Source organism: Amycolatopsis dendrobii, assembly GCF_014145675.1.
GTDB classification, from domain to species: Bacteria; Actinomycetota; Actinomycetes; order Mycobacteriales; family Pseudonocardiaceae; genus Amycolatopsis; species Amycolatopsis dendrobii.
Genome location: NZ_JACGZW010000005.1, coordinates 377,382 through 403,939 on the forward strand (window position 1 = coordinate 377,382; position 26,558 = coordinate 403,939).

Consider the following 26,558-nt stretch of genomic DNA (forward strand, 5'->3'; position numbering starts at 1 on the left):
TTCACCGCAGCCACTCGCCCGCGTCCTCGTCCAGTCGCGAGGGAAGCTCGGCCAGGAACCGCAGCAGGTCCGCGACCAGCGACCGGGCCTCCGCGGCGGAGAGAATCCCGGCCTGGTAACCGAAAATGCCGGACCAGCCGCCCGCGAGTTCGGGGACCACGGTGACCGTCATCGGATAGTGCGTGCGCTCGCGGAACCGGGTGCCGGTGATCGCCAGCCCCGGGGCCGGTTCACGCAGTTTCGCCGGATCCACCGGGTAGTTCTCGAACACGACGAGGCTGTCGAACAACCGGTCCTGCCCCGTCAAGGCAGCCAGTTCCGCCAGGCCGACGTGCTGGTGCGCGAGCAGTTCCTGGTGCCGGGACTGGGTTCGCAGCAGCGTCTCCCCCACGGTTCCGGTGAACCGCACCCGTACCGGAACCGTATTGGCGAGCAGCCCGAGGATCTCCTCGACACCGTCCACTTCGGACGTGCGACCGGAAACCATCGTCCCGAAAGCGACATCGTCGGCCCCGGCCCGAGCAGCCAGCACCGCGGCCCACGCTCCTTGCAGCAACGTTCCCGCCGTGACACCGTGCCGGGCACCGGCTCGCGTCAGCGAAGCGACGAGCGGGGCGTCCACAGTGAACAGTTCCGGCTCGGCCGCCGCGGGCCGCCCGGTCAGGAGTTTCCGCGGCGGCAGACCAGCCAGTTCAGTCCGCCACGCATGCCCGCTGACCGCGTGGTCGCGCGTCGCGAGCCACCGCGTGTAGCGCGACACCGGCACCGCCTCCGGCAGCGACTCCCCGGTGTACCCGGCGAACAACTCGGCCAGGATCCGCGGTGCCGACCAGCCGTCCGACAGCAGGTGATGGCTGGAGAGGACGAGTTCGTGCCGGTCCGGACCGTGCCGGAGCACGGTGACTCGCAGCAACGGCCCCGCCTCGAGGTCGAACGGCTCGGCGAGGTCTTCCGCGAGCAGCCGCTCGGTCTCGCCCGAGCGCACTCGGAAGCCGACCTGCGGTTCCGTCGGCAGCACCTGTACCTCGTGCCCGGCCGGGAAGACCGCGCCCAGGTTCGGATGCCGCCGCACCAGCGCGTTCGCCGCCGCTTCCAACGCGGTCAGATCCAGCCGTCCAGCCAGGGAAAACGCCGCCTGCACCGGATACGGATCCTCGTCCGCGGCCCGCGATTCGCGCAGGATCAGCTCCTGCAGCGGTGTCAACGGCAACAACTCGCCGGCCGGCACCTCGGCGGCCAGCGCAGCGAGTTCCTCCTGGAACGCCGCTCCCAGCGCCGCGATCTCGGCGGTGCCGAACTCCGAGGACGGCCAGGTGAACCGAGCGGCCAGCCGGTCGTCGCGCACCATCGCGTTGACCATCAGGGCGTGCGCGAGCGGTGCTCCGGCCGAGCCGAGCGGATCGGCGTCCGGCGGGCGCCGCCACGGCGTCTCCTCCCGCGGCGCCGCCTCGAACCGGCCGAGGTAGTTCCAGCTGACGTCCGCTCCGGTCGACGTTCCGCCGAGGATGCCGAACCCGAGCCCGTCGCCCGCGGCACGGAGCTGGTCGCGGACCGCGGCGATAGCCGTCTCGCCAGCGGGCGGCGCGATCCGTGCCGGGTACATCGCGGTGAACCAGCCGACCGTCCGGGACAGATCGACGGCTCCGGCGAAGTCCGGCGTGTGGTCCGGACGGCCGTGGTTCTCCAACGCGACCAGCAGCTCCGAGCCGCGCCAGGCGCGGTAAGCCCGCGCGAACGCGGTGAGCAGCACCGCGTCCGGCCCGGTCCGGTACGCACCCGGCAACGTCGTCAGCACCGCCTGCGCGACCTCTTCCGACACCTCGATCTCGTGGTGCTGGGCGGCTCCGCCGACCGGACGGGCCGTTGCCGCGATCCGTTGCCAGTGCGGGCTTTCCGCTTGCCGCGCCGGTTTGGCCGCGACCAACGCGCGGGCCCAGCCGAGGAACGACGGCCCGCGATCCGGCAGCTGACGGCCGAGGTAAGCCTGCTCAAGATCGTCGAGGAGGATCCGCCACGACACCGCGTCCACCACGAGATGGTGGGCGACCAGCGCGAGCCGCCCCGGCCGCGCGGGCCCGGCGTCGATCCACAGCGCCCGCAGCATCGGCCCGGTTCGCGGGTCCATCTCGGACCGGACCGCCGTGATCTGCTCGTCCAGCAGCGCCCGCAGATCCGCGTCTTCCCCCGCCGGGACGACCAGCAGCACGTCCGCCCCGGTCACCGCGCCCGGTTCCGGAACGCGCAGGACGTCGCCGGCCAAGTGCGAACGCAGCACGTCGTGCCGTTCGAGGACCGCGTCGAGCGCCGCCCGCCACTTCGGCACGTCGCCGCCGGACGGCACGCACACCTCGACCCACTGGCAGAAGCCGTCGGCGTCCGAGCCAGCGCGTTCCAGCAGTTGCCGCATGACGGGCGTCAGCGGCGCGTCCCCGACCGCGGGCGTGAGATCCGGCGACACCACCACTGTCTTCTCGCTGCACCGAGCCGCGATCCCGGCGATCGTGCCGCCCTCGAAGACGTCCCGCGCGGTCAGGTGCAGGCCCTCGCGCCGGGCGCGCGCGACCAGCCGGAGCGACGCGATGCTGTCGCCGCCAGCGTCGAGGAACCCGTCGTCGATCGTGACGTCCGGGCCGAGCAGTTCGCGAACCACTTGCAGCAGCACGGTTTCCGCTTCCGTCGCCGGTTGCCGGGCCGCCGCGACGTTGCGCGGACCGGGCGCGGGCAACGCAGTCCGGTCGAGCTTGCCGCTGGGCCCGAGCGGCAGCCGCTCCAGCGAGAGCACCGCCGACGGCACCATGTGCGCGGGCAGCTCAGCGGCCAGGTACTCGCGCAGCGCGGCCGGATCCGGATCCGCGCCGTCGACCGGCACGACGTAGCCGGCCAGCCGCCGGTCCCCCGGCCGGTCCTCGCGCACGAGCACGACCGCGGCCCGCACGTCCGGATGCCGCGCCAGCGCCGATTCGATCTCGCCCGGCTCGATCCGGAATCCGCGCAGTTTGACCTGGTGGTCGGCCCGGCCGAGGAACACCAGCTGCCCGTCCGGCCGCCAGCGCACCAGGTCGCCGGTGCGGTACATCCGGTCTCCGGGCGCGCCGAACGGGTCGGCCACGAACCGCTCCGCGGTCTGCCCCGGCCGGTTCACGTACCCGCGCGCGAGCTTCGGCCCGGCCAGGTACAGCTCGCCGGTGACGCCGGTCCCGACCGGCCGCAGCCCCGCGTCCAGCACGTACGCCCGCACCTGCGGGTCCGGCCGTCCGATCGGCAGCGGACCGGGGTCGTCGGCCGAATACACCCACGTGACGGAGTTGATCGTGACCTCGGTCGGGCCGTAGGCGTTGAACAGCGCCCGCCGGTCGCCCCAGCGGTGCGCCAGCTCCGGGTCGAGCCGTTCGGCGCCTACGACGAAGAACACCTCCGGGTCGACCGTCGCGTCGTCCGGCATCGCGGACAGGAACGACGGCAGCAGGTTCAGCCCGGTGACCCGGTGTTCGGCGGCGTAGCCGAGCAGGTCGTCGCCGGACCCGCGCACCTCCTCCGGCGCGATCACCGAGGTGCCGCCGGACAGCAGCGGCAGGAAGAACTGCCAGTACGACACGTCGAAACTCGTGGACGCGAAATGCAGATACCGTTCGCCGTGCCGGATGCCGACGATGTCCTCCTGCAACGCGACCAGGCTCGGAATCCCGCGATGGGCGATCGCGACGCCCTTGGGCTTTCCGGTGGTGCCGGACGTGTAGATCACGTACGCCAGCGAGTCCGGCGCCGGGACCGCATCGTCCCAAGCAGACGGTCCGTTGAGGACCATCGGGTCGATGACCGGAATGCCGAAGCCAGGGTCCGAACTGGACACCACTGCGGCGGGCGCGCTGTCTTTTACCAGATGCGCCAAGCGTTCCGCCGGGTACGCCGGGTCCATCGGCACGTGCACGGCACCGGCCTTGAGCACGCCGAACAGCGCGACGACCAAGTCGATGTCGCGTTCCAGCAGCACCGCGACCGGGTCTTGTTCCCGTACCCCGGCAGCGCGCAACGCGTGCGCGAGCTGGTTCGCCTTCCGGTCCAGTTCCGCGTAAGTCAGGCGGCGGTTCCGGCACACGACGGCTTCGGCGTCCGGCGTTTCCCGCACCCAGCGGGCGAATTCCTCCAGGCAGGTACCGGCCTCCCGTCGTGGCTCGGGTCCGGTTCCTTGCCGAAGCAGAGCCGCTTCCTCTTCCGTGCCAAGGGAACGCAGCCGCGCGACCGGCTGCTGCGGGTCGGCCACCAGCTCGTGCAACAACGTCGTCAGCCAGCGGCCGTAAGCCTGCACGGTCGGCTCGTCGAAGGCCTGCGGCTGGTAGCCGAGGCCGATCGTGATCTCGTCGCCGGGCAGCACGATCACGGTCAGCGGATAGTGCGTCGCGTCGGTGATGTCGACGCCGGCGAGGTCGAGCCCGGGCGCGAGCGGTTCGCGTTCCCGGCTGGAGAGCGGGAAGTTCTCCATGACCAGCATCGTGTCGAACAGATCGCCGACGCCCGCCGCGCGCTGGATGTCCGGCAGGCCGAGGTGATGGTGGTCGGTGAGCCGCGCGTTCTCGTCCTGCACCCGCGCCAGCACCGCCGACGCCGGATCGGACGGGGCGAACGCCACGCGCACCGGGATGGCCGAGCCGAGCTGGCCGATCATCGCTTCCACACCCGGGACGTCGGACGGACGGCCGGACACCGGGCAGCCGAACACCACGTCCTGGCGTCCGGTGAGCCGCGCCAGCAGGACGCCCCACGCGGTCTGGAACACCGCCGTCGACGTCACGCCGCGTTCCCGTGCGAAGACGCGCAGCTGTTCGCTGAACTCCGCACCGAGCCCCACCCAGATCCGTTGTGGACGGTCCGAAGCGGACTCGGCGGTCGCCGGGGCGAGCCGGGTGCCTTCTTCCAATCCAGCCAACGCGGTCCGCCATGCCTCGACCGCCGAGTCGTGGTCGCGGGCGGCCAGCACCCGGTGGTACTCGGCCAACGGCGGCGCGACCGGAGCGGCCGGCCCGCCGTCGAGTTCGGCGTAGGCGGCCAGCAGGGAGCGGCCGACGAGCGGCATCGACCAGCCGTCGAGCAGCGCGTGATGGATCGTCAGCACCAGCCGGTGTTCGGCCGGGCCGAGAGTGAGCAGCAGGAACCGGATCAGCGGCGGCACCGCCGGATCGAACGGCCGGGCCAGCTCGGCCGCGCATTCGCCGTCGGCGTTCTCCGGATGCTCGACGTGTCGCCAGTCCAGGTGCACGTCGGCCGGCACGACCTGGACGACGTCGCCCGCCGCCGTCGTGTGCAGGTGGACGCGCAGCGCCGGATGCCTCCGCAGCAGTTCCTCGGCGGCCGCACGCATCCGTTCCGGGACAAGCCGCCCTTCGAGCCGGGTCACCGCTTGCACGGTGTAGACGTCCGGCCCGCCCCGGGTCAGGGTGTGGAACGACAGCCCGGCCTGCAACGGCGTCGCGGGCAGGACGTCGGCGACCGGGCCCTGCTGTTCGAGGGCGTCGATGTCGTCCTGGGTGAGCGTGACCAGCGGAAGGTCCGACGGGGTGAGCCCGCCGGTGGTCTCCCGCGCGTGCTCGGCGAGCGCGGCCAGTGCCGCGCCCCACGCTTGCTGCAGCCGTTCGACCTCGCTCGGCGGCAGAACCCGGCTCGCGGCGGTCCATTCGACAGCGATCCGCGGGGCGTCTTCCTCGCGAACGAAGCAGTTCAGCGCCAGAACCTGCTCCAAGGCCTTCGCGGGCGGCTCGATGACGGCGAAGGGATCCTCGTCCGGCAACTGCCAGCCGCCGGACAGCGGAGTGAACCGGCCGAGGTAGTTGAGCAGGACGTCCGGCATTTCCGGCGCGAACTCCGCGCCCGGGTCCAAGTATCGGAGGACGCCGAAGCCGATCCCGCCGTCCGGCACCGCTCGTCGTGCTTCCTTGACCGCGCGCAGCAACCGGTCGATCGTGTCCACACCGGACAGTTCAATGCGGACCGGGTATTCGGCGGTGAACCAGCCGACAGTGCGGGCGAGATCCAGCCCTTCGCGGCCGTGGCCCTCCATCGTGACGGTGAGCGCGTCTTCGTCGCCGCGCAGGGTGAGGACCAGCGCGGCGAGCAGCACCTCGTCGACCCCCGCGCGGTACGCGGCGGGCAATGTCGTGAGGATCGCCGTGCTTTCCTTTTCAGTGGCGACGGTGACCGAACGATGTGCGGTGGCTACGGTGTCACGCTCTGGGTCGAGCTTGCTCTTCCGCGTCGACCGCCAGTAGCCGAGTTCGCCACGCCGCGCACCGCTCGCCCCCTGTTCGGCGAGCGCCAGGGCATGCCGTCGCCAGGAGTTGCGCACGGGTTCGAGAACCCCGCCCTCGCACGCTGTCTGCAGATCAGGCAGCAGAATCCGCCAGGAAACGCCGTCGATCGCCAAGTGGTGCACGACGATCACGAGCTGGCCCCCCACCAGCGCGACGCGCAGCATCTCCCCGGCGCGCGGGTCCAATTCGGACGCCAGCCGTTCAGCCACTACAGCCGGATCACCCGTCGCCGCACTGACCGAAGCCACGACCGCGCCCCGCGGGCGGATCACCAACGAGCCATCGGATTCAACGCGAAGCCGCAACACGTCGTGGTGATCGAGAATCGCCTGCACGCCCTCGCGGAGCCCCGGCACCGGACCGTCCGTTCGAAGCACTGTCCACTGTGCATAGCCGGCGATCGCGGCCAGATCCGGGTTCAGCTCGAACAACGTCCGCACGATCGGCGGCGCCGGAACCTCGCCGATCGGCTCGTCCGGTTCGCTGTCCGGTTCGGACAGATCCCGGCTCGCCGCCGCCAGCGCCGCGAAACTGCGCCGCGCCAGCAGATCCCGCGGCCGCAGATCCAGCCCGTGCGCCCGCAACCGGCTGCTCACGCCGATCGCGGTGATGCTGTCGCCGCCGAGGGCGAAGAAATCGTCGTCGACCGCGACCCGCTCCACGCCGATCACCTCGGCGATCGCCGCGCACAACAGCCGTTCCCGCTCGGTCCGCGGCTCCCGCCCGCCCTCGGCGGCCGCGGGCGCGGGCAATGCGGCACGGTCGAGTTTCCCGTTGCTGGTCACCGGAATTTCGTCCAGCACCACGACCGCGGCCGGCACCATCGCCTCCGGCAACCGCTGCGCGAGCGTCGCGCGAACGTCCTCCGCCGCCAGCCCGGCACCGACGACATACCCGATCAGCCGCGGGCCGCGCACCGCCGCCGCGGCGGCCCGCACGCCGGGCACCGCACCGAGCGCACTCTCGACCTCGCCCAATTCCACCCGGTGACCACGAATCTTGACCTGACCGTCACGCCGCCCCAGATACTCCAGCCCACGACCCGGCACCCAGCGCACGACGTCGCCGGTGCGGTACATCCGTTCTCCCGGCGGCCCGAACGGATCGGCGACGAACCGTTCCGCCGTCCCGCCCGGACGGCCGAGATAACCACGCGCCAGATGCGGCCCGGCGAGATACAACTCCCCCCGGCTGCCCGGCAGCACCGGCCGCAGCGCGGCGTCGAGCACATACGCCCGTGTCCCGGGCACCGCGAACCCGATCACCGGCTCGTCCCCGGTGATCAATGCGCTGGCACCGTCCACAGTGGCCTCAGTCGGACCGTAGATGTTGCGCGCCCGGATACCCGACGAAGCGACCCGCTGCCACAGCGCTCTCGGCGTCGCTTCGCCGCCGAGCACCAGCAACGCCGGATCGAGCGATCCCGCGTCCAGCAACGGAGCCGCCATCGACGGCGTTGTGTCGATGACGTCGATCCGGTCTCGCACGAACGCGGTGTGCAGCGCATCGACGTCGCGCGCGGTTTCCGTGTCGTAGACGTGCAATTCGTGCCCGCACAGCATCCACAGCAGCTGCTCGATCGCCGAGTCGAAGGCGAACGAGTACGTGTGCGCCACGCGAAGCCGCCGTCCCTGCGCGGTCTCGGCGACCGTGGTCGCACGGTGGTTCCGCAGCAACGTCTCCAGCCCGCCCGACCGGACCAGCACTCCCTTGGGCTGTCCGGTGGAGCCCGAGGTGAAGATGACGTACGCGAGGTGTTCCGGATGACGGTCCACATCGGACAACTCCGCCGCCGAGCACCCGGCGATCTCGGTTCGTACCGCCGGATCGTCCAGCCGAAGCTGCGACGCTCCCGGAAGCAGGTCTGAATTCGTGACGGCGAGCTTCGGGGTCACCTCGGCGACCAGCGAGCGCAACCGCTCCGTCGGATGCGCCAAGTCCAACGGCAGGAACGCGGCCCCAGCGTCGAGAACCGCCAGCAGCGCCACCACCAGATCAACCGACCTCGGCAATGCCAGCGCCACCACGTCGTCCGCGCCGACACCCCGCGCCCGCAACGCCCGCGCCAGCCGGTGCGCCCGGTCCCGCACCTCGTCGCCGGTGAGCCGCTCGTCGCCGCACATCAGCGCCGTCTGCGCACCGAGTCCGTCCAGCAGTCCTTCCCCGGTCGAAGAAACCGCGGGAGTCGACCATTCGGCCAGCAAGGCATCGACGTCCGGCACCAGGTCCACCCCGCCGACCACCGGCGCGGCCGCCCCGGTGAACGCGGAGATCAACGCCTGCAACGCCGCGAGCTGCGCATCGACGCCAGCCTGGTCCTGCGAACGCGCGTCGACCTCGAATCCCAGCAGCAGCCCGCCGCCGTCCGTCGGCAGCACGCTGAGCCCCATGTCCTCCGGCGGGCCGCCCGCGACGTTCCGCATCGTCCCGCGCGCCTCGCCGAACGCCAGCTCCAGATCGAACGCCTTGAGGTTGATCCCGCGTCCGTGCAGCAAAGCGCCCGCGCCAGGCACCGCCAGATCCCGCGGCAGATTCTCGCCCCGATACCGCTGGTGCGCCCGCATTTCCCGCAACGCCTGCGCGACCCGCCCGGTCAGCTCCTCCGGACGGTCGCCCGGCTCCACGCGAACCCGCAACGGCAGCACGTTGACCGCCATCGCCGGAGTACGCAACGCCGCTCCGACCCGGCACATCAACGGGACCGCGAACACGACGTCCGCCGTCCCGAGCACGCGGTGCAGGAACGCCGCGTAACACGCGATCAGCGCGTCACCCCAGGTCGTCCCCGCGCGCTTCCCCAGTTCGCCAAGCCTGGCGACCTCGTCCGCGGTGAGTTCGGCGCGCGCGGTGAACGTCGCTTCCGGCAGCCCGGCCGCGCTCGCGTCCTCGGCCAGCTCCGGCATCGGCGTGAACCGGTCGCACCAGTACGCGCGGTCCTTCGTGAACCGTTCGCTCATCCGGTACGCGCGATCGGCTTCGACGAGATCCGCGAACCGGCCGAACGCCGACGGCGGCGCCTCTTCGCCCCGGACCGCCGCGGTGTACCGGGCAGCGGTGCGGCGGGCGAGCATCGCCGCGGTGTAGCCGTCGAACACGAGGTGGTGACCGAGCTGCGTAAACCACACTTCGGTGTCGGAAAGCCGGAGGATCAGGTGCGAGAACAATGCCCGGTCCAGCATCCCGCGGCACGCCTCGGCCACCCGCCGCCGCTCCGCCGCGACCCGCGCGTGCGCGGCGGCCAGCGGATCCGGCTCCCCTTGCAGGTCAACGACTTCCGGCAGGGGAACCGGCTCGGCGGACACGGTTTGCCGCGGGCCGTCCGGAGTGTCGAGCACCCGCAGCCGCAGGCTTTCCGCCTCCTCGGCGGTCGCCCGGATCGCCTCCGCCAGCGCCGCGAGGTCGACCGGTTCCCCGCCGGAGATCTCGATGACATCGCCCACCAGGTAGTACGGCGAATCCGGTTCGAGCCGCTGCGCGTTCCAGATGCCCAGCTGTGCGCTGGTCAGCTCGAGAGTGGCAAGTGCGGTGCTCAACTGGTGACTCCCGGGGTCAGAGCGACGGCACGACCATCGGCGTGCCGGTGACCGGATCGGGCACCACGACGCTCGGCAGGTCGAAGACTTCCTTGATCAGCGCGGCGTCCACCACGTCGCCGGGCTCGCCCTCGGCCACGACCCGGCCGTCGCGCATGGCGACGACGTGGTCGGCGTAGCGGCAGGCCTGGTTGATGTCGTGCAGCACCGCGATCACCGTGCGGCCCTCGTCGCGCAGCCGCTTCAGCAATTCCAGCACCTGGTACTGGTGCGCGATGTCGAGGAACGACGTCGGCTCGTCGAGCAGCAGGTACGGCGTGCGCTGCGCGAGCACGACCGCGATCCACACCCGCTGCCGCTGCCCGCCGGACAGCTCCTGCACCGGACGGTCGGCCAGCCCGGCGACGCCGGCCGCGGTCATCGCACCGACCACCGCGGCCTCGTCCTCCTCCGACCACGAAGACAGCAGCGACTGGTGCGGGAACCGGCCGCGAGCGACCAGCTGCCGCACACGGACGTCCTCGGGCGCCGACGGACCCTGCGGCAGGAAGCCGAGTTCCCGCGCCAGCGCCTTGGCCGGATACGCCCCGACCTCGCGGCCGTCGAAGGTCACGCCGCCGCCGGACGGGCGGAGCAGCCGGACGAACGCGCGCAGCAATGTCGATTTGCCGCACGCGTTCGGGCCGACCACCGCGGTGAACGCGCGGTCGGGAACGTCGAGCCGTAACTGCGTCGACACGACGCGGTCGCCGTAGCGCAGGGTGAGGTCCCGCGCGGTCAAGCGGGCGGTCACTTCCGCCGCACCTCCTTGGTGAGCAGCCAGATCAGGTAGCAGCCGCCGATCGCCGTGCTGACCACGCCGACCGGCAGCGACACCGGGGCGAGCAGCATCTGCGCGACGAGGTCGGCCCCGGCGAGCAGCAGCGCGCCGACCAGCGCGGCGGGCAGCAGCGGAATCCCGGGCGCGCGGGCGAGGCGGCGGCCGATCTGCGGGGCGGCGAGCGCGACGAACGCGATCGGCCCGGCCACCGCGGTGACCGTCGCCGTGCAACCGACGCCGATGACGACCAGCTGCAGCCGCAGCGCTTCGTGCCGGACGCCGGTCGTGACCGCGAGTTCCGTGCCGAGCGCCGACTGGTGCAGCGCGGACGCCCGGGTCAGCAGCACCGCGAACAGCACGGCCAGCACCCCGAACGGCACCGCGACGTCGCTCCAGCCGATGCCGTTGAGCGAACCGGCGCTCCAGCCGACCGCGGCGATCGCCACCTCCAGGTCGGCACGCAGCACGATCCACGAGTTCAACGCGGTCAGCATCGCGTTGATCGCGATCCCGATGACGATCAGCCGCAATCCGGACCGGCTGCCGCCCATCGACAGCAGATAGACCGCGGCCGCGGTGACCAGCCCGCCGACCACCGACGCGAACGTCAGCTGCGTCGGCGATCCGGACAGCACCGTCATCGCGATCAGCGCGCCGGTGTAGGCACCGGAGTCGAGGCCGATCACGTCCGGGCTGCCGAGCGGATTCCGCGTGACGTTCTGGAAAATCGCCCCGGCCAGCCCGAGCGCGGCACCGAACACGAGCCCGGCCGCCACCCGCGGCAGCCGCCATTCGCGGATCACCACGCCCGGTCCGCCGCCCGATCCGCCGAGCGCGGCGAACACCCGTGCCGGGCTCGCCCAGGCCGCGCCGTAGCAAAGCCCCAGCAACGCGAGCCCGGCGAGAACGACCGCGAGCACGGCGACAAGGACGACCGTGCGGCGCTCGACCCGCAGCGAAATCCGCCCGCGGCGGAACACGAACGCGGTCACAGCGCGGCCGTCCCGTACTTGCGGACGGCCCAGATCAGCACCGGACCGCCGACGAACGCCGTCACGATCGCGACCGGCACCTCGCCGGTCGGCAGCAGCACGCGCGAGCCGATGTCCGACACCAGCAGCAGAATCGGGCCCAGCACCACCGCGAACGCGGTCAGCCACGGCACCGACGCACCCGCCGCGCGACGCGCGAGATGCGGCACGATCAGGCCGACGAACAGAATCGGCCCGGCCACCGCGGTCGCCGCTCCGGCCAGCAGGGTGATCAGCAACAGCGTCACCGCGCGGATCCGGGCGACGCTCGCACCGAGCGTGTGCGCGACGGTGTCGCCCAGCGCGAGCGCGTTCAGCTGACGGCTCAGCAGAAACGCGGCAACCACACTCACCGCGATCACGATCAGCGGCACTGTCAGCGGAGCCTGTTCCCGTCCGGCCAGCGAACCGACCGCCCAGAACCGGTACCGGTCGAAAGTGTCCGGCAGCAACAGCCTCAAGCCGAGCGAAACGCCGCTGAGCACGAACGTGAGCGCGGTACCGGTCAGCACCATCCGCAACGGCGACCGCCTGCCGACCGCGTAGACCAGCAGGGTCGCCAGCACCGCGCCGAGCACCGCGAACAGCAACTCCCCGGACGCGGAAACAGCGATGCCGAGCGCGGAACCGATCGTGATGGCGAACCCGGCCCCGGCCGTCACGCCGAGCACACCAGGTTCGGCGAGCGGATTGCGCGACAGCACCTGGACGAGCACCCCGGCCACCGCCAGCGCAGCGCCGACGCCGACCGCCAGCAGCGCACGCGGCGCCCGGACGTCGCGCACCACAGCCTGATCGGCCGGATCGCCGTGCCCGAAGATGGCCTTGAGCACCTCCGCCGGCGCGATGCCGTGCGCGCCGACGCCCACGCTGACCACGGCCACCGCCGCCAGCAGGACGACGGCGGCGGCCAGCAGCGCGGTCCGGCTGCGCGCGGTCACTTCTTCAGCAGCGGCGCGAACGCCTGGTCCACCGCGTCCAGCGTCTTCATCGCCGCCCGGTAGGTGGCCGCTTCGGTGTAGCGGAAGGCGAACGTCTTGCCCGCCTTCACCGCGGGAAGTTCCTTCCACAGCGGCGAATCGAGCACGTACTTCACCGCGGGCGGCACCGAGCCGTCCGGCTTCACCGAATAGGTGATCGCGTCCGCCTGCGCGAACGCGGTCGGCAGTTCCTCGATCGACGGGTACTCGCTGACGTCCTTCGAGCCGCCGCCCTGGACCTTCACCTGGCCGAAGTAGTTCGCGCCGATGTCCTGCGCGACGTTGGTGCCCCAGGAATCCTTGAACTCGCGCTGGAAGTTGCCCTTCGCTACCTCGCCGTACGCGCCGACGTGGCCCAGTTTCAGCTGCGGCAGCACGGCTTTGTACTTCTCTTTGAGCTGCTGCGCCTTGGCTTCGTATTCCTGGCGCGCGGCGTCGAACCCGGCCAGCGCGCCCGCGGCGTCGGACTGCTTGCGCGAAAGCTCCCGCCACGCCGACGGCACCGACGGCCCGATCGCCACGACCGGCGCGATCTCCTGCAACCGCTTGACGTCGATGTCCGCGAGCACCGGCTTCGGCACACCGATCACGATCAGGTCCGGATCCGCCTGCGCGATCGCCTCGTAGTTCGTCTCGGCGGCCTGCTCTCCCGCGACCTTCGGCAACTCGTCGTACTTCTTGCGGTCCTCGGTCGTCATCATCGGCAGGCCGCGCTTCCACGTCGAGATCCCGACGAGGGGGGCCTTCGCCTCGAGCAGCGCCGGCACGGCGTACCCGGTCGCGATCACGCGCTTCGGCTTGACCGGGATCTTGATCTCGCCGTTGTCGGCGGCGAACACGCGGGTCGGGGCGTCGCTCCCGCCGCTCTGCGCGTCGCCGGAACCGCAGCCGGCGACGACAGTGAGGGCGACCGCGAGGGCGGCGGCGAGACGGGTCTTTCTGGTGACGGTCATGCGTGGGTCCTCAGGTAGTGCGGATCGGTGCGGGCGGGTGGGGGGTCGTGAGTGTTTGTGCCGGTTAGAACCGGCACAAACACTCACGATGCGTTAGTGCTCGTGCTCGTCGTCGAAGTCCGCGACGCCGCGTTTCCAGTAGCCGGTCACGTCGTAGTCCTCGCGGGCGAGCCCGAGGTCGTCGCGCAGCCAGCGGCGCAGCGGCTTGATCGCGCCCGCTTCCCCGGCGATCCACGCGTAAAGCCGTTCGCCTTCAGGCACTTCGACTTCGCGCACGGCGTCGGCGAGAAGCTCGACGCTGCCCGGTGCGGCTGCTCCGCGGTGCAGCCAATGGACTTCGACGCCGTCCGGAGCGTCGAGGTCGATCTCCTCGCTCGCGTCGGCGACCTCGGCGAACGCCCAGCCCGCCGCGGTCCGCGGCAGTTCCTCCAGCCAGCGCGCGAGGGCGGGCAGCGCCGTGATGTCCCCGGCGAGCAGGTAGCGGTCGTAGCTGTGCGGCACGATCAACCCGCCCGGCGGACCGGCGACGTGCACGGTCTCGCCCGGCTGAACCGCACGCGCCCAGTCCGAGCCGAGCCCGCCGTCGTGCAGCGCGACATCGAGGTCCAGCTCGCCGGACGCCGGGTCGTAGCGGCGGACGGTGTACTCGCGCGAGATCGGCGACGGCTTCGGCCAGCGGAGCATGTCGCCGTTCGCCTCGGGCAGCCGCAACTGGCCGTCCGCGTCCGGGAAGAGGAGCTTCACGTGCTCGTCCGGCGAATGCGCCTCGAACCCGGTCGTGCCCGGCCCGCCGAGGGTGACGCGCAGCAGCCCGGCGCCGACCGCGCTGGTCCGCACGACCTCCGCGCGCCGGATCCGGATGGGGTACGGCACTTTCTCGGCCTGCCGCCCGGCGCGGACCTCCGCGATCCGCGCGGTGTGGCGATGCCGGTGCGCGTCCCGGCTCACTGCGCGCCGCCGGCGAGCAGCTTCGTCCAGTGCCCGAGCCGCGGGTCCTCGGCGAGGTCGGCGAACTCCAGCCGGCTCGCGCCCGCGCCGCGCCACTTCTCGACCAGGCTCATGATCCGCATCGAATCGAGGCCGAGGTCGGCGAGATCGGTGTCCGGGGTCAGCTCGTCGAGGCCGCAGCCGAGCAGTTCGGCGACGTCGGCGTTGACCTGTTCGGCAGTCAGTCCGGGGGTGCTCATCGAGGTGCTCCTGCGGGAATCGGCGCCGACAGCGCGGCGAGCGCGCCGGCGGTGGTGGTGACGACGCCGCAGCGCTGCGCGACGTACTCGCACGCCTGGTCGTGCCGGGAGCGGTCGAAGTCCGCGACCGCGTCGCTGATCAGGAACGGCCGGACGTCGCGCATGAACGCCTCGACCGCCGTGGTCTGGCAGCCGATGTGCGCGTAGACGCCGGTGATCAGCAGCTGGTCGCGGTCGCCGAGCTGCTCGCGGAAAGTGCTGCGCTGGAACGCGCTGTAGCGCCATTTGTCCAGCACCGTGTCGCCCGGCCGCGGCGTCAGCTCGTCGACGATGTCCGCCGCGCGCGGATCGTCCTCGATCACCGCGCCGATGCCGTCGCCCCAGAACTCGGTGAGCAGCCCGCGATCGGCGGCGGGCTGCCTGCCCGGCTGCGCGGTGTAGAACACCGGCATGCCCCAGCTTCTCGCCTTCTCCGCGAGTTCCGCGATGTTCGCCACCATCTCCGGAATCGGCGAACCCTCGTACGGGGCGAGGAAATACCGCTGGACGTCGTGCACGAGCAAAGCCGCCCGCGCCGGGTCGGGCCGCCAGTCGACCCGCCCCGGGGGCAGGTCCGCCGCCGTCGGCAGCGGATACGCCCGGATCTTCGGCAGGGACACGCCTCACCTCTCCTTCGCCAGGGCGGCCAGCGCCGCCCGCAGTTCGCGTTTGCTGGTCTTGCCCACGCCGGTGACCGGGAACTCCGCGACCACCTCCACCAGATCCGGCACCTTGAACGCGGCCACCCCGCGCCCGCGCACGAACCGGCGCAGCTCCGCCGCACTCGGCTGCTGCCCGTCCGCCGGAACGACGTACGCGCAGGTCCGCTCGCCGAGGTACTCGTCCGGCACCGCGACGACCGCGGCGTCGAGCACGCCCGGATGCGCCATCAGGTGGTTCTCGACCTCTTCCGCCGCGACCTTCTCGCCGCCGCGGTTGATCTGTTCCTTCGCCCGCCCGACAACCTCGAGATGCCCGGATTCCCTTTGCCGCACCAAATCGCCCGTGCGATAGAACCCGTCCTCGGTGAACGCGGTCTTGTTGTGCTCGGCCGCGTTGTAATACCCGCGAATCGTGTACGGCCCGCGCGTCAGCAGCGCACCGATTTCACCCGGCTCGACCAGTTCGTCCGACGCCGCCAGCGGATCGTCCGGATTCACGACCCGCACCTCGTCGTCCGCCGAAATCGGCCGCCCCTGGGTGCCGAGAACGAGGTCCGCCGGATCGTCCAGCCGGGTGTAGCAGACGAGCCCCTCCGCCATGCCGAACACCTGCTGCAACCGGCACCCCAGCGCCGGCCCGACGCGCTCCGCGAGCTCCCGTCCGCACTTGGCCCCGCCGACCAGCAGAACGTCCAAAGAGGACAGATCCCGCCCGGTCCGCGCCGCCGCCTGCACCCAAGCCGCCGCCAACGGCGGAACGACCCCGCTGATCGTGACCCCCTCAGCCTCGATCAACCGGAACGCGGTATCGGCGTCCGGCCGCGGCGCCATCACCGTGGCCGCCCCCGCGTGCAACGCGCCGAGCAGTCCCGGCGAGCTGAGCGGAAAGTTATGCGCGACCGGCAAAGCCGCGAGATACACGCTTTCCTTCTTGAGCCCGCAAATCCGCGCACTCTCGCGCACGCTGTACAGATAATCGTCATGCGTCCGCGGAATCAGCTTCGGCAACCCCGTGCTGCCGCCGGACAGCTGCAGAAACGCCATCCCCTCCGAATCCGGATCCGGCAGCTCCCGCGGCGCGGTCGCCGCCAACTCCGCGAACTCCGGCTCCCCCACGACGAAGACTTTCCGGTGCTGCGCGACCTCACGCGCCATCGTCGCGTGATCATGCCCAGCGTGGTCCCCGACGGTGAGGATCGCTTTCGCGTCACTCTGCTCCGCGAAGTGCCGCAACTCGCTGTCCCGATGCGCAGGCAACGCGAACACGGGCACCGCAGCTGCCCGCCACAACCCGAAGACGACCGAGACGAACTCCGGAATGTTCGGCAACTGCACGACGACCCGGTCGCCTGGTTTGATTCCGTTCGCGACGAACCCCGCGGCCAGCCGATGCGCCCGCTCGTCCGCCTCGGCGAACGTCCAGCGCTCCCCCTCGCCGACCACCGCCGTGCGGTCCGCGTACGCCTCCTTGAGCGAGCTCAGCAGCGCTCCGAACGTCTGGCCTCGCCAGTAGCCGCGGGCCCGATACTGGGCGGCGGTTTCCCTCGGCCACAGACTCACGCTTCCCCCTTCGCACGCGGCGTCCCGCGCCAACGCTCGCTCGCCCGATACCGCGCCGCGGTTTCCTGCGGCCACAACCACGCTCACGCGGCCCCCTCCGCACCCAGCGCGCGCAGCAGCGTCCCGAATTTCGCGCTGGTCTCCGCCAATTCCGCCGCCGGATCAGAACCGGCCACGACCCCAGCCCCCGCGAACAGCCGCGCGGTCTTGCCGGCGACCTCGGCACACCGGATCGTGACGACCCATTCGCCGTCCCCCGCGAGATCGGTCCACCCGACCAGCCCCGCGTAATACCCGCGATCCTCAGGCTCAAGCCGCGCGATGGTGTCGCGCGCCAGATCGACCGGCACCCCGCACACCGCAGGCGTCGGATGCAACGCCTCGGCCAGCTCCAACGCCGACGGCCCACCCGGCCCCACCCGCCCGGCGATCCGGGTCGAGAGGTGCCACATCGCAGGCGTGCCCATGACTTCCGGCTCTTCCGGAACGTCCAGCTCGGTGCAGTAGCGCCCCAGCACCTCCGCGACCTGCGCGGCGACGAGTGCATGTTCGTCGAGGTCCTTTTCGGACACCCGAAGCTCGGCGATCGCTTGCGCGTCCCGCGCCGGATCCCCCGTCCGCCGCCGCGATCCAGCAAGCGGATTCGCGGTCACGACGTTTCCCTTGCGAGACACCAGCAACTCCGGGCTGGCCCCGACGAGCGTCCGCGGCGCCGGATCCCCGGGCGCACTGACGTCGACCGCGAAGGCATGCGCCGCCGGATCCGCCACGACGAGATCGCGGAGGAGCTTTCGCACGGAAACGCCTTGCTCGCCAACGAGATCCAGCGCCCGGGCGAGGACAACCTTGCGGAGTTCCCCGTCACCGATGAGGTCGACCGCCTGGCGGACGCTTTCGGCGTAAACCTCGGGCGCCGGCTGCGGGACTACGGTCCAGGATGATTGGCCGTCTCGCAACGACGCTTCGACGTCTGCGAACCCTGAACCGCTCCGAGATCCGGCGATGGCCGCACCTTGGTTTTCGCTGCGCTGCCCCGCACTGCCCGCCGCCTGCGAACCCCCGTCCGGCTTCCCGCCGGACTCCGCCGCATTGCCCGCCGCACGCGAACCCGTGCCCGCGTTCCCGCCGGACTCCGCCGCCGGTGAACTTCCGCCCAGCCGCAGGGAACCCGCGGCCATCCGCTGCGCGTCCCCGCCGCCCGGCATTTCGGCCCGCCGCACCACCGCGGGCACGATCAAGCTGCTCCCGGAGTCCGGCCGGAACCCGATCGCTCCCACCACGACCGGATTGGCGACCCCCGCCAGCACCGCGGCTTCCAACGCCTCGGCAGCCGCCGCGGCCCGGTTGCCTGCCGTGCCGCGGACGTGCGAGTGCACCCCGTCGGCGAGCAGCACCCCGCGGGCCGACGAGTAGTAGAACGACCCCGGCAGGTACGCGGCCAGGAGATCCGCCGCCCGGTGGACCGGCCGCGGACGGGCCGGAGCAGGTGAGGACACGAGGTGAATTCCCTTTCGCACACGCGCAGGCGGCCGAGCCGCCCCGTCCGTTCCTTGCGGGCAAGGTCCGGACCTTGACTGTTCGGTTAGCCTAACCTAATGGACACTAACGTACCCGGACGAAAAGGAAAAGCCGCCCGGCGGGTCGACCCGGGTCACGCGCGCAGCGTGGCCCCGCCGTCGACATAGAGGTTCTGCATGGTGATGTGCCGGGCCCGGTCGGAGGCGAGGAACAGCACCGCGTCGGCGATGTCGGCGGGATCGGCGATCCGCCCGAGCGGAATCCCGACGCGGAATTGCTCCGGATTCCCCGCGACAACCCGGGCTTCGCCGGAGTCGTCCGTCCACAGCAGACGTTGCATGTCGGTGTCGGTCGACCCTGGCGAGACGATGTTGCACCGAATCCCCGACCCGGCGAGTTCCAGTCCGAGACAGCGGGTGAGCATGGTCGCCGCCGCCTTCGAAGCCGCGTAGGCAGCCATCCCGGTCCGCGGGACACCGGCCGCGTTCGACCCGACGGTGACCAGCGCGCCGCTCCCCCGCGGCTGCATCCGCCGGGAGATCTCGCGCAGCACAGTGAAAACCCCGGTCGAGTTGACCGCGAAGGTCGCCGCCCAGTCCTCGTCGCTGGTCTCCCCCACCGACCCGGGCCGCAGCACCCCCGCGACCGACACCCCGATCCCGATCGGCCCCAACTCCCGCTCGACGTCCGCCACGACTCGCGCGACCGCCCCCGGATCCCCGACATCCGCCACGAACGGCACCACCCGCCCGATCCCCCCGGCCGACGGCGGGCCATCGACCGACGGCCCGGCGCCGCCAGCCCGCGCCGCATCAGCACCGTTGGGTACCGGCACAGCAGCTGCGACCACCTCCGCCGGCGCATCAGCAGGAGTCTGGACTGCATCGCCGCTCGCCAAAGCCCCTTCAGTCGCAACTGCGGAGGACAGCGCGTCATCAGCACCTTCCACCACAGCACTCCCGGCGGCATCACCGCCTGCGACAGTCCCCGCCTGGATACTCCGAGACAGCCGCTCGCCATCCCGAGCCCCGGCCACCTCCGCCGCAACAGAACCCCGCGCGACATCGCCGCCGACGATCGTCCCCGGCGAGGCATTCCCAGGCAGTGGCTCACCATCACGAGCCCCGGCCACCTCCACCGCAACAGAACCCCGCGCGACATCGCCACCGGCGAAAGCCCCCGCCGGAGCACTCCCAGACAGCCGCTCACCATCACGAGCCCTGGCCGCTTCCGCCGCGACAAAACCGCTCGCGGCATCCCCGCCGGCACCGACGTCCGAACCACCTCGGACATCCGCCCGAGCCGGCTCCGCGCCGTAGTCCCGGGAAGCGACCTCCCGCAACCCCTCCTCGTCGATATCCACCGCGGCCACCACGGCACCGGCTCGGGCGAGCGCCTCCACGACGGCCGCCCCGATCCCGCGCGCACCGCCGGTCACCAGCGCGATCCGCCCCTCGATCCCGGCTCCCGCGTCCCGCGTCACCGCGCACCTCACCCTCCGTCGCCGATTGATTAGGCAAACCTAACCTAATCGAGTGAGCGGCGGCCAGGGTGATCCCGCCCACCCCGGGCTCAGCGGCCCGGCGCGAAATTCCGCAATCGCAGGCTGTTCGCCACCACCAGCACCGACGACAGCGACATCGCCGCCCCCGCGATCAGCGGGTTCAGCAGTCCGCACGCAGCAAGCGGCAGCGCGGCCACGTTGTACCCGAACGCCCAGACGAGATTCCCTCGAATGGTGCGCAACGTCCGTTGCGCGAGACGGATCGCGTCCGGCAGCACCGACAGGTCATCGCGGACCAAAATGATGTCGGCGGACCGCAAGGCGAGATCGGTCCCCTCGGCGACGGCCAACCCGAGATCAGCGGTCGCCAGCGCCGGAGCGTCGTTCACTCCGTCGCCGACCATCGCCACCCGATGCCCCTTGCCCTGCAACGCAGACACCGCAGCCGCCTTCTCGCTCGGCAGAACCCCGGCGAGCACTTCGGGAATCCCGACCTCCGCGGCGACCGCCTGCGCCGTCACCTCGTTGTCGCCGGTCAGCAGCACAGTTTTCAGCCCCAGCCGATGCAACTGCGCGACCGCTGCCCGCGCCGAAGGCTTCACCTCGTCCCGCACCGCGAGCATGCCCGCGACCTCGCCAGCCGCCGATACGAGCACTGCCGTCGCCCCGCCAGCCTCCGCCGACGCCACAACGTCCTCGACCTCCGGGCCAACCGAAATCCCTTCGTCCGCCAGCAACCTCGGCCGTCCGACGGCCACCGTCGTTCCCTCGACCACGCCGCGGGCACCCAGCCCGGGCAGTGCCTCGAACTCGGCAGCCGGAAGTGCCACCGGCGCACCGACGACAATCGCTGCGGCAATCGGGTGTTCTGACGACGCTTCCACCGCAGCGGCGAGGCGAAGCACCTCCGCCGGCGAGAAAGACCCGAACGCCCGGGTCTCGGCGAGAGTCATCCGCCCCTGCGTCACGGTGCCGGTCTTGTCCAGCACCACGGTGTCGACCGTACGACTCGCCTCGAGCGCATCCGGCCCCTTCACGAGGATCCCGAGCTGCGCGCCCCGCCCGACGCCGACCATCAGCGCGGTCGGCGTCGCCAGCCCCAACGCGCACGGGCACGCGATGATCAGCACGGACACCGCCGCGCCGAACGCGTCCCGAACCGGATTCCCGGCGAGCAGCCACCCCGCCAGGGTGAGCAGCGCCAACGCCGAAACCACCGGAACGAACACCGCGCACACCCGGTCGGCCAGCCGCTGCACGGCCGCTTTCCGCTCCTGCGCGCGCTCGGCCAGCGCACTCATCTGCGCCAGCTGCGATCGCGCTCCGACGGCCTCCGCCCGCACCACCAGCCGGCCGTTCAGGTTGACGCTCCCGCCGATCACCCGGTTCCCCGGCCCGACCTCCGCCGGAACGGGTTCGCCCGTGATCGCGCTGACATCCACTGTGGACAGACCGCTGTCGACGGTTCCGTCCGCGGCGATCTTCTCGCCCGGCCGCACCACGAACCGGTCGCCTGCCGCCAGTTCTCCGATTCCGGCCAGCACTTCGCCGTCCGCACGCAGAATCCGCACGTCCTTCGCCGCCAGCGCGTCCAGCGCGCCGAGCAGATCCGCCGCGCCGCGCCGGGATCGCGCCTCGAAATACCGGCCGGCGAGCAAGAAGGTCGTCACTCCGGCCGCGACGTCGAGGTACACCGAATCCGCACCCGGCGCGGTCGCGCCGAACCCGATCCAGTAACCCGCCTCGCTGCCCGATCCGATCAGCACCGAAGCCGCCGACCACAGGTAGGACGCCAGCACGCCCAAGGAAACGAGCGTGTCCATACTGGACGATCGGTGCCGCAGATTGCGCAGCGCGGCCCGGTGGAACGGTGCCGCCGACCAGAACACGACCGGGGTCGCGAGCAGCAGGCACACCAGCTCCCACAACGGGAACCGCAGCGACGGCACGAGCGCGAGCGTGATCGACAGGTTGCCGAGCGGGACGGCCAGCACCGCGGCCACGATCAACCGGCGGCGCAAGTCGCGAATCCGCGCGTCGCGGTTCTCCGGGCTCGATTCGCCGCGGACACTCGCGGTGTAGCCCGCCCGCTCGATCGTCGCGACCAGCGAGGCGGGGTCAAGGTCAGGCGGATAGTGGACAGTCGCGCGTTCGGTCGCGTAGTTCACCGTGGCGCGAACGCCGTCGAGCTTGCCGAGGGAACGTTCGACGCGCGCCGCACAGGCGGCACAGGTCATCCCGCCGACGGCGAGATCGAGGTGACGGGTCGGGGTCGCCGCGGGGGCGGCGGTCTGCGCAGACATGGTTCTCCGGATTCCAGGACGGGCACAAAGTCGGTGGCAGTGCCGGCGCCGGGAAGGCGGACCGATTTCCATCGTACGCCTGTTTTTCCGGCGCCACTCCTTCGGGTGACTTGGGAACCTTTCGGCTCTCCCCGACGACTATCCGGATGGTGGCAGTGCCCGGCCCAACCCGATCAGACAGGAGAGAAGATGTCCGAAACCCTTGCCTCAGCGGGAAATCTTCAGCACGTGACCACGTTCTGCGGCAACTGCGACTGCGGCTGCCCGGAGCTGTTCCTCGACGACGCCGCACCGCCGGAGCGTCGCGTCGTGCTGACCGACGACTTCGGGCAGCGAGTGCAGATGAGCTTGGCACAGCTGAAAGTTCTCGTCGACGACGTCAAAGACGGAGCCTTGGACAAGGTGGTGACTGCCGTGGGCTAGCCACGGAATCGGCTCGGCGCAACGGGATCTCCGCCGCGAGTGGCGAAGCGGGAACTCGGTTCGCGGGAAGCCGGATTCAGCGGCCGACGGCTCGATGCCGGTCGTGCGGGATTCAGGGTGACCGAACCTGATCCGCGACGGCAGGCAGCGGACCGCGGTTACTGCCTTCTGGCCGCCAGGTTGGCGAGCATCGCGTTGTAGGCGGCGAAATCGTCGTCCTCGCCTTGGTCGAAGCGACGGTCCAGCCGGGCTGCTTCGCGGTCGTCGTGGCGTCCCCATTGCACCAGCAGCGCCACGACGACCACGATCATCGGGATTTCCCCGGTGGCCCAGGCGATGCCGCCGCCGAGGCGTTGATCGGAAAGGAGATCGGGCATCCACGGCAGGGAGAGGTAGCGGTAGAACGTCTCGGCGATCACCGTCTGCTTGTTCATCAGGATCACGCCGAAGAACGCGTGGAACGGCATCACCGCGAACATCATGCCGAGCCGCGCGAGATGCGGCATCGAACGCGGCGGACGGTCGACGCCGATCACCAGCCAGAAGAAAACGTAGCCGGACACGAGGAAATGGAGGTTCATCAGCTGGTGTGCCCAGTGGTAGCGCATCGCCTCGCCGAAGAGACCCGAAAAGTACAGCGCGTAGTACGAGCCGACGAACACCACCGACGCCACCAGCGGGTGCGCGACCAGACGCGTGAACCGCGAGTGCAGGAGCGCTGCGAGCCACTCGCGCGGACCGTCCGGTCCCTTGCCCGCCACCGGCAAGGCACGCAACGCGAGGGTCACCGGTCCGCCGAGCACGAGCAGCACCGGGGCGAGCATGGCCAGCGTCATGTGGATGACCATGTGCAGGCTGAAGGTTCCGGACGAGTACTTGCCCAGGCCGGACGACGTCGCGATCAGCACCGTCGCCCAGCCGCACGTCCACGCCCAGAACCGGCCGCGAGGCCAGTCGTCGCCGCGAGTGCGGAGGCGACGTGCCCCGACCGCATAGCCCGCCACCGCGAGCACCGCGACGACACCGAGGAGCAAGTCCGGACGCCAATCGAGAAAGAGCCGAGCGAAGGCAGGAGGATCAGGCAGGTCGTACCCGAGAACGGTCTCGCCGACGGTCGCCGGATCGTCCACGAACGCCGGCGGCACCAGATGCGCCAACCCGGCCGAGACGCCCATCGCCCCGGCCAGCACCACGGCCTCCACCACGAGAGCCGCTGTGCCGCCGCTCCAACGACGGCGCATGAAGATGATCAGCACCGCCAGCACCACCGTGACCACGACCTTCACCCCGAGGAGCAAGCCATAGCCAGTTGACAATCCAGCCGGACGGGCAAGCGCCAGACCGTCGACGATCCCGGATGCGGCGAGCACGACGAGACACCACGTCGCCAACCGTCGATACCGGCGGAGCGCGACCTCCCGGGCCGCGCCTGAACCGCGGTGAACCAGCAGCGCAACCAGCGCACCGGTCCACAACGCTGCCGCGATCACGTGCCACACCAACGCGTTCGTGGCCAGGTCGTGCCACGCGCCGATGGAGACGTGCCCGGCGATCGCCCTCGGCAGCAACCCGACGAGGGCGAGGCCGAGCCACAGCACCGTGGTGCGCCAGGTCAACGTGCGCCAGGCGCCGATCGCCACCACAGCGGCTGCCGCGAGGACGCAGAGCCACGCCTTGGGCTCCTCCATGGCGTCGACGAGGACGGCGAGTTTCGCCAGATGCAATGCCTCGGAAACCGGCCGCCCTGATGCGTCAGCGGCGTCGAACGGCACCAGCACCGCGGCTGCGAGCGCCCAAACGCCCGCGGCGCCCGCCGCGGTGCGGGTCGCCGCGTAACCGTCCGGGGAGAGCCGACCCGCTTTGCCCGGCGGGCCCAGAAACGCCGCGAACACCAGCCCGCCGACGCAAACCACCCCGGCCGCGTCGGCGACCAACCGGAGCAAGGAGGCGCCCAAGGACGTCACCGGACCAGGAGCCGGGTTGCCGAGAGCGGCATAGACATCGCCCGCCGCGGCGACCACCGCCACGACGGCCACCGCGGCAACCCCTGCCGCGGCAAGCAAACCCCGCCAGTGCGGGGCCGGAATAGTGCGCACAGCAGAGTGGTCGGGCGGAGAGGGCGGCGAGTTCCCGCGACGTGGGTCGCGGTCATCATCCAGTTCGCGCGGCACGAACGGCCCGATTGGCCGCTCTGGCTCTGCTGGCTCCGGCCGCGTCACATCGCGGTGTCGTTCTCCTCCTGGGCGCGCAGCAGATCGTCGCGGGCGCGGGACACCCGGGAACGCACCGTGCCGACCGGGCAGCCGCACACCTCGGCCGCCTCCGCGTACGACAGGCCCAGGAACTGGGTCAGCACCAGGGCTTCGCGGCGGTCCTCGTCGAGAGTGTCCAGCAGCAGGCCCAGTTCGATCAGGTCCTCGAAGCCTGCCGTGCGCGTACGGGCGGACTGCTCTTCGGCCGCGCGCTGCCAGTCGGCCGTCGTGGATTCGCGGGGGCGGACGGAGCGCGCGCGGATGCGGTCGACGACGACCCGGCGGGCGATGGACAGCAGCCACGTCCTCGACGACGACCGGCCCGCGAACCTCGGCAGCGAGCCGAACGCGCGCAGGTACGTTTCCTGGGTGAGGTCGTCCGCTTCGGCCGGGCTGGCGCGGTGGGCCAGGAACCGCCACGCGTCGGCCTGCGTCGCGCGGACCCAGGCTTCCAATGCGGCCCGGTCGCCGCGGCCGGCGGCGAGGGCCAGCGCGGTGATCCGCTCGTCGTCGTTGTCGCGGCCGGTGGACACGGACATCACGGTAGTCCATGCCCGTCCGGGACAGGTGCCTGACCAGTCCGGAGAAAAATCGCCGAACCCGCCGGGAACCGGGACGCGCGTCCGAGCGACTATGACAGACGTGAGCTGTGAAATCTTCCGCGAAGCGCTGTCCGCGCGGCTCGACGGCGAAGCGGGCCCGCTGCCCGGACCGCAGGTCGACCAGCATCTCGAGACCTGCGCGGGGTGCCGGACCTGGTACGAGCGGAGCGCGGCGCTGCGCCGTGCCCTGCTGGTCCGCAGCGCGCCCGAGGTGCCCGACCTCACCGGCCGGATCCTCGCCGAAACCCCGGCTCCGCCGCGGGAGAAATGGGGGCTGCGAGTCGCGCTGGGACTGGTCGGGCTGGTCCAGTGCGGGCTGGCGTTCGCGCAACTGCTCGGCATGGACAACGCCCACGGCGGCGGCGCTTTCATGGAAGGTCACCTCATCAACGAAAGCGCGGCCTGGAACCTCGCGGTCGGCGTCGGACTGCTGTGGGCCGCACTGCGCACCCGCGCGGCCGCCGGGCAGCTGCCGATGATCACCGGGTTCGTGATCGTCCTCGCAGTGCTCACCACCAGCGACCTGATCGGCGACCGGGTGACCGTCGCGCGGGTGCTGTCGCACGTCTTCCTCGTCGTCGGACTGGCACTGCTCTACGCCGTCCACCGGCAGCACCGCCTCCGGCATCAGCCCGGTCCCGACCTCGCCGACACCGCCGACGACCCGGGCCACACCACCGCGGCGCCCCACGGTGCGCTCGCCCTGGTCCGCCCGCATCCCAAGCGCGGCCGCGATTCCCAGCGCCCGACCGGACGGCATCGCGCGGCCTGACGCACCCTCGCTCGGGAGCCCGGCCTGGAAAGCTCACCCGGCCGGGAACCGGCGAGCACGGAATCCGCGACACCATCGCGGGCCAGCGAGCGACGCGAACCGCAACCCGGGCGGCGA

16 protein-coding genes and 1 pseudogene are annotated in these 26,558 nt (G+C 71.4%); 2 read left to right on the forward strand and 15 right to left on the reverse strand.

The features are described from left to right. Window position 1: 1 nt before the first annotated feature. The 13 genes and pseudogenes from H4281_RS16775 to H4281_RS16835 all read right to left on the reverse strand — a co-directional run bounded on the left by H4281_RS16775 (window position 2) and on the right by H4281_RS16835 (window position 22,392). Window positions 2–9,835 carry a non-ribosomal peptide synthetase gene (locus H4281_RS16775; protein WP_182891856.1) on the reverse strand — a complete coding sequence of 3,278 codons (9,834 nt, stop codon included), beginning with the start codon at window positions 9,833–9,835 and terminating at the stop codon, window positions 2–4. A 16-nt stretch (window positions 9,836–9,851) separates the two neighbouring features. Then, on the reverse strand, window positions 9,852–10,628 hold the full coding sequence (locus H4281_RS16780) for an ABC transporter ATP-binding protein (RefSeq protein WP_182891857.1): 777 nt from the start codon (window positions 10,626–10,628) through the stop codon (window positions 9,852–9,854). After that, window positions 10,625–11,647, reverse strand: coding sequence for a FecCD family ABC transporter permease (locus H4281_RS16785; RefSeq protein ID WP_182891858.1), 1,023 nt, complete (start codon window positions 11,645–11,647; stop codon window positions 10,625–10,627). The genes H4281_RS16780 and H4281_RS16785 overlap by 4 nt, the downstream gene beginning before the upstream one ends. After that, window positions 11,644–12,627: a FecCD family ABC transporter permease gene (locus H4281_RS16790; RefSeq protein WP_182891859.1), complete on the reverse strand. Its 984-nt coding sequence runs from the start codon at window positions 12,625–12,627 to the stop codon at window positions 11,644–11,646. The genes H4281_RS16785 and H4281_RS16790 overlap by 4 nt, the downstream gene beginning before the upstream one ends. After that, the gene (locus H4281_RS16795) at window positions 12,624–13,619 is read right to left on the reverse strand and encodes an ABC transporter substrate-binding protein (protein ID WP_182891860.1); all 996 of its coding nucleotides are present in this window, start codon (window positions 13,617–13,619) and stop codon (window positions 12,624–12,626) included. The genes H4281_RS16790 and H4281_RS16795 overlap by 4 nt, the downstream gene beginning before the upstream one ends. 93 nt (window positions 13,620–13,712) lie before the next feature. Continuing rightward, a complete protein-coding gene (locus H4281_RS16800; protein WP_182891861.1) occupies window positions 13,713–14,567 on the reverse strand; it encodes a siderophore-interacting protein in 855 nt (284 codons plus the stop codon). Further along, window positions 14,564–14,806 carry a phosphopantetheine-binding protein gene (locus H4281_RS16805; RefSeq protein WP_182891862.1) on the reverse strand — a complete coding sequence of 81 codons (243 nt, stop codon included), beginning with the start codon at window positions 14,804–14,806 and terminating at the stop codon, window positions 14,564–14,566. The genes H4281_RS16800 and H4281_RS16805 overlap by 4 nt, the downstream gene beginning before the upstream one ends. Next, the gene (locus H4281_RS16810) at window positions 14,803–15,465 is read right to left on the reverse strand and encodes an isochorismatase family protein (RefSeq protein ID WP_182891863.1); all 663 of its coding nucleotides are present in this window, start codon (window positions 15,463–15,465) and stop codon (window positions 14,803–14,805) included. The genes H4281_RS16805 and H4281_RS16810 overlap by 4 nt, the downstream gene beginning before the upstream one ends. A gap of 3 nt (window positions 15,466–15,468) precedes the next feature. After that, complete coding sequence (locus H4281_RS16815; RefSeq protein ID WP_182891864.1) at window positions 15,469–17,067, reverse strand: (2,3-dihydroxybenzoyl)adenylate synthase; 1,599 nt, start codon at window positions 17,065–17,067, stop codon at window positions 15,469–15,471. A gap of 83 nt (window positions 17,068–17,150) precedes the next feature. Next, complete coding sequence (locus tag H4281_RS16820) at window positions 17,151–18,563, reverse strand: isochorismate synthase (protein ID WP_312872129.1); 1,413 nt, start codon at window positions 18,561–18,563, stop codon at window positions 17,151–17,153. 155 nt (window positions 18,564–18,718) lie between these two features. Continuing rightward, a complete protein-coding gene (locus tag H4281_RS16825; RefSeq protein ID WP_446680389.1) occupies window positions 18,719–19,435 on the reverse strand; it encodes a 2,3-dihydro-2,3-dihydroxybenzoate dehydrogenase in 717 nt (238 codons plus the stop codon). A 531-nt stretch (window positions 19,436–19,966) separates the two neighbouring features. After that, window positions 19,967–20,080: pseudogene (locus tag H4281_RS45200) on the reverse strand (hypothetical protein); the annotation flags it as partial. Window positions 20,081–20,157: 77 nt separating this feature from the next. Beyond that, on the reverse strand, window positions 20,158–22,392 hold the full coding sequence (locus H4281_RS16835) for a heavy metal translocating P-type ATPase (RefSeq protein ID WP_182891865.1): 2,235 nt from the start codon (window positions 22,390–22,392) through the stop codon (window positions 20,158–20,160). A 189-nt stretch (window positions 22,393–22,581) separates the two neighbouring features. Here H4281_RS16835 and H4281_RS16840 point away from each other — a divergent pair, with 189 nt between their 5' ends. Further along, on the forward strand, window positions 22,582–22,815 hold the full coding sequence (locus tag H4281_RS16840; RefSeq protein ID WP_182891866.1) for a hypothetical protein: 234 nt from the start codon (window positions 22,582–22,584) through the stop codon (window positions 22,813–22,815). A gap of 158 nt (window positions 22,816–22,973) precedes the next feature. On the opposite strand, the gene H4281_RS16845 is transcribed toward H4281_RS16840, so the two are convergent. Both H4281_RS16845 and H4281_RS16850 read right to left on the reverse strand, forming a co-directional pair. Further along, on the reverse strand, window positions 22,974–24,851 hold the full coding sequence (locus tag H4281_RS16845) for a bifunctional copper resistance protein CopD/cytochrome c oxidase assembly protein (RefSeq protein ID WP_312872130.1): 1,878 nt from the start codon (window positions 24,849–24,851) through the stop codon (window positions 22,974–22,976). A gap of 179 nt (window positions 24,852–25,030) precedes the next feature. After that, window positions 25,031–25,600 (reverse strand): sigma-70 family RNA polymerase sigma factor, encoded by a 570-nt coding sequence (locus H4281_RS16850; RefSeq protein WP_106961353.1) that lies wholly within the window; start codon window positions 25,598–25,600, stop codon window positions 25,031–25,033. 100 nt (window positions 25,601–25,700) lie between these two features. Here H4281_RS16850 and H4281_RS16855 point away from each other — a divergent pair, with 100 nt between their 5' ends. Further along, entirely contained in the window at window positions 25,701–26,441 is a 741-nt protein-coding gene (locus tag H4281_RS16855) for a zf-HC2 domain-containing protein (protein ID WP_182891868.1), read from the forward strand. Window positions 26,442–26,558: the final 117 nt, after the last annotated feature.

Bases quoted from the DNA above. Each gene is read 5' to 3' on its own strand.
- H4281_RS16855 (WP_182891868.1), top strand. From the start codon at position 25,701: ATGACAGACGTGAGCTGTGAAATCTTCCGCGAAGCGCTGTCCGCGCGG.
- H4281_RS16805 (WP_182891862.1), bottom strand. From the start codon at position 14,806: ATGAGCACCCCCGGACTGACTGCCGAACAGGTCAACGCCGACGTCGCC.
- H4281_RS16835 (WP_182891865.1), bottom strand. From the start codon at position 22,392: ATGTCTGCGCAGACCGCCGCCCCCGCGGCGACCCCGACCCGTCACCTC.
- H4281_RS16840 (WP_182891866.1), top strand. From the start codon at position 22,582: ATGTCCGAAACCCTTGCCTCAGCGGGAAATCTTCAGCACGTGACCACG.
- H4281_RS16795 (WP_182891860.1), bottom strand. From the start codon at position 13,619: ATGACCGTCACCAGAAAGACCCGTCTCGCCGCCGCCCTCGCGGTCGCC.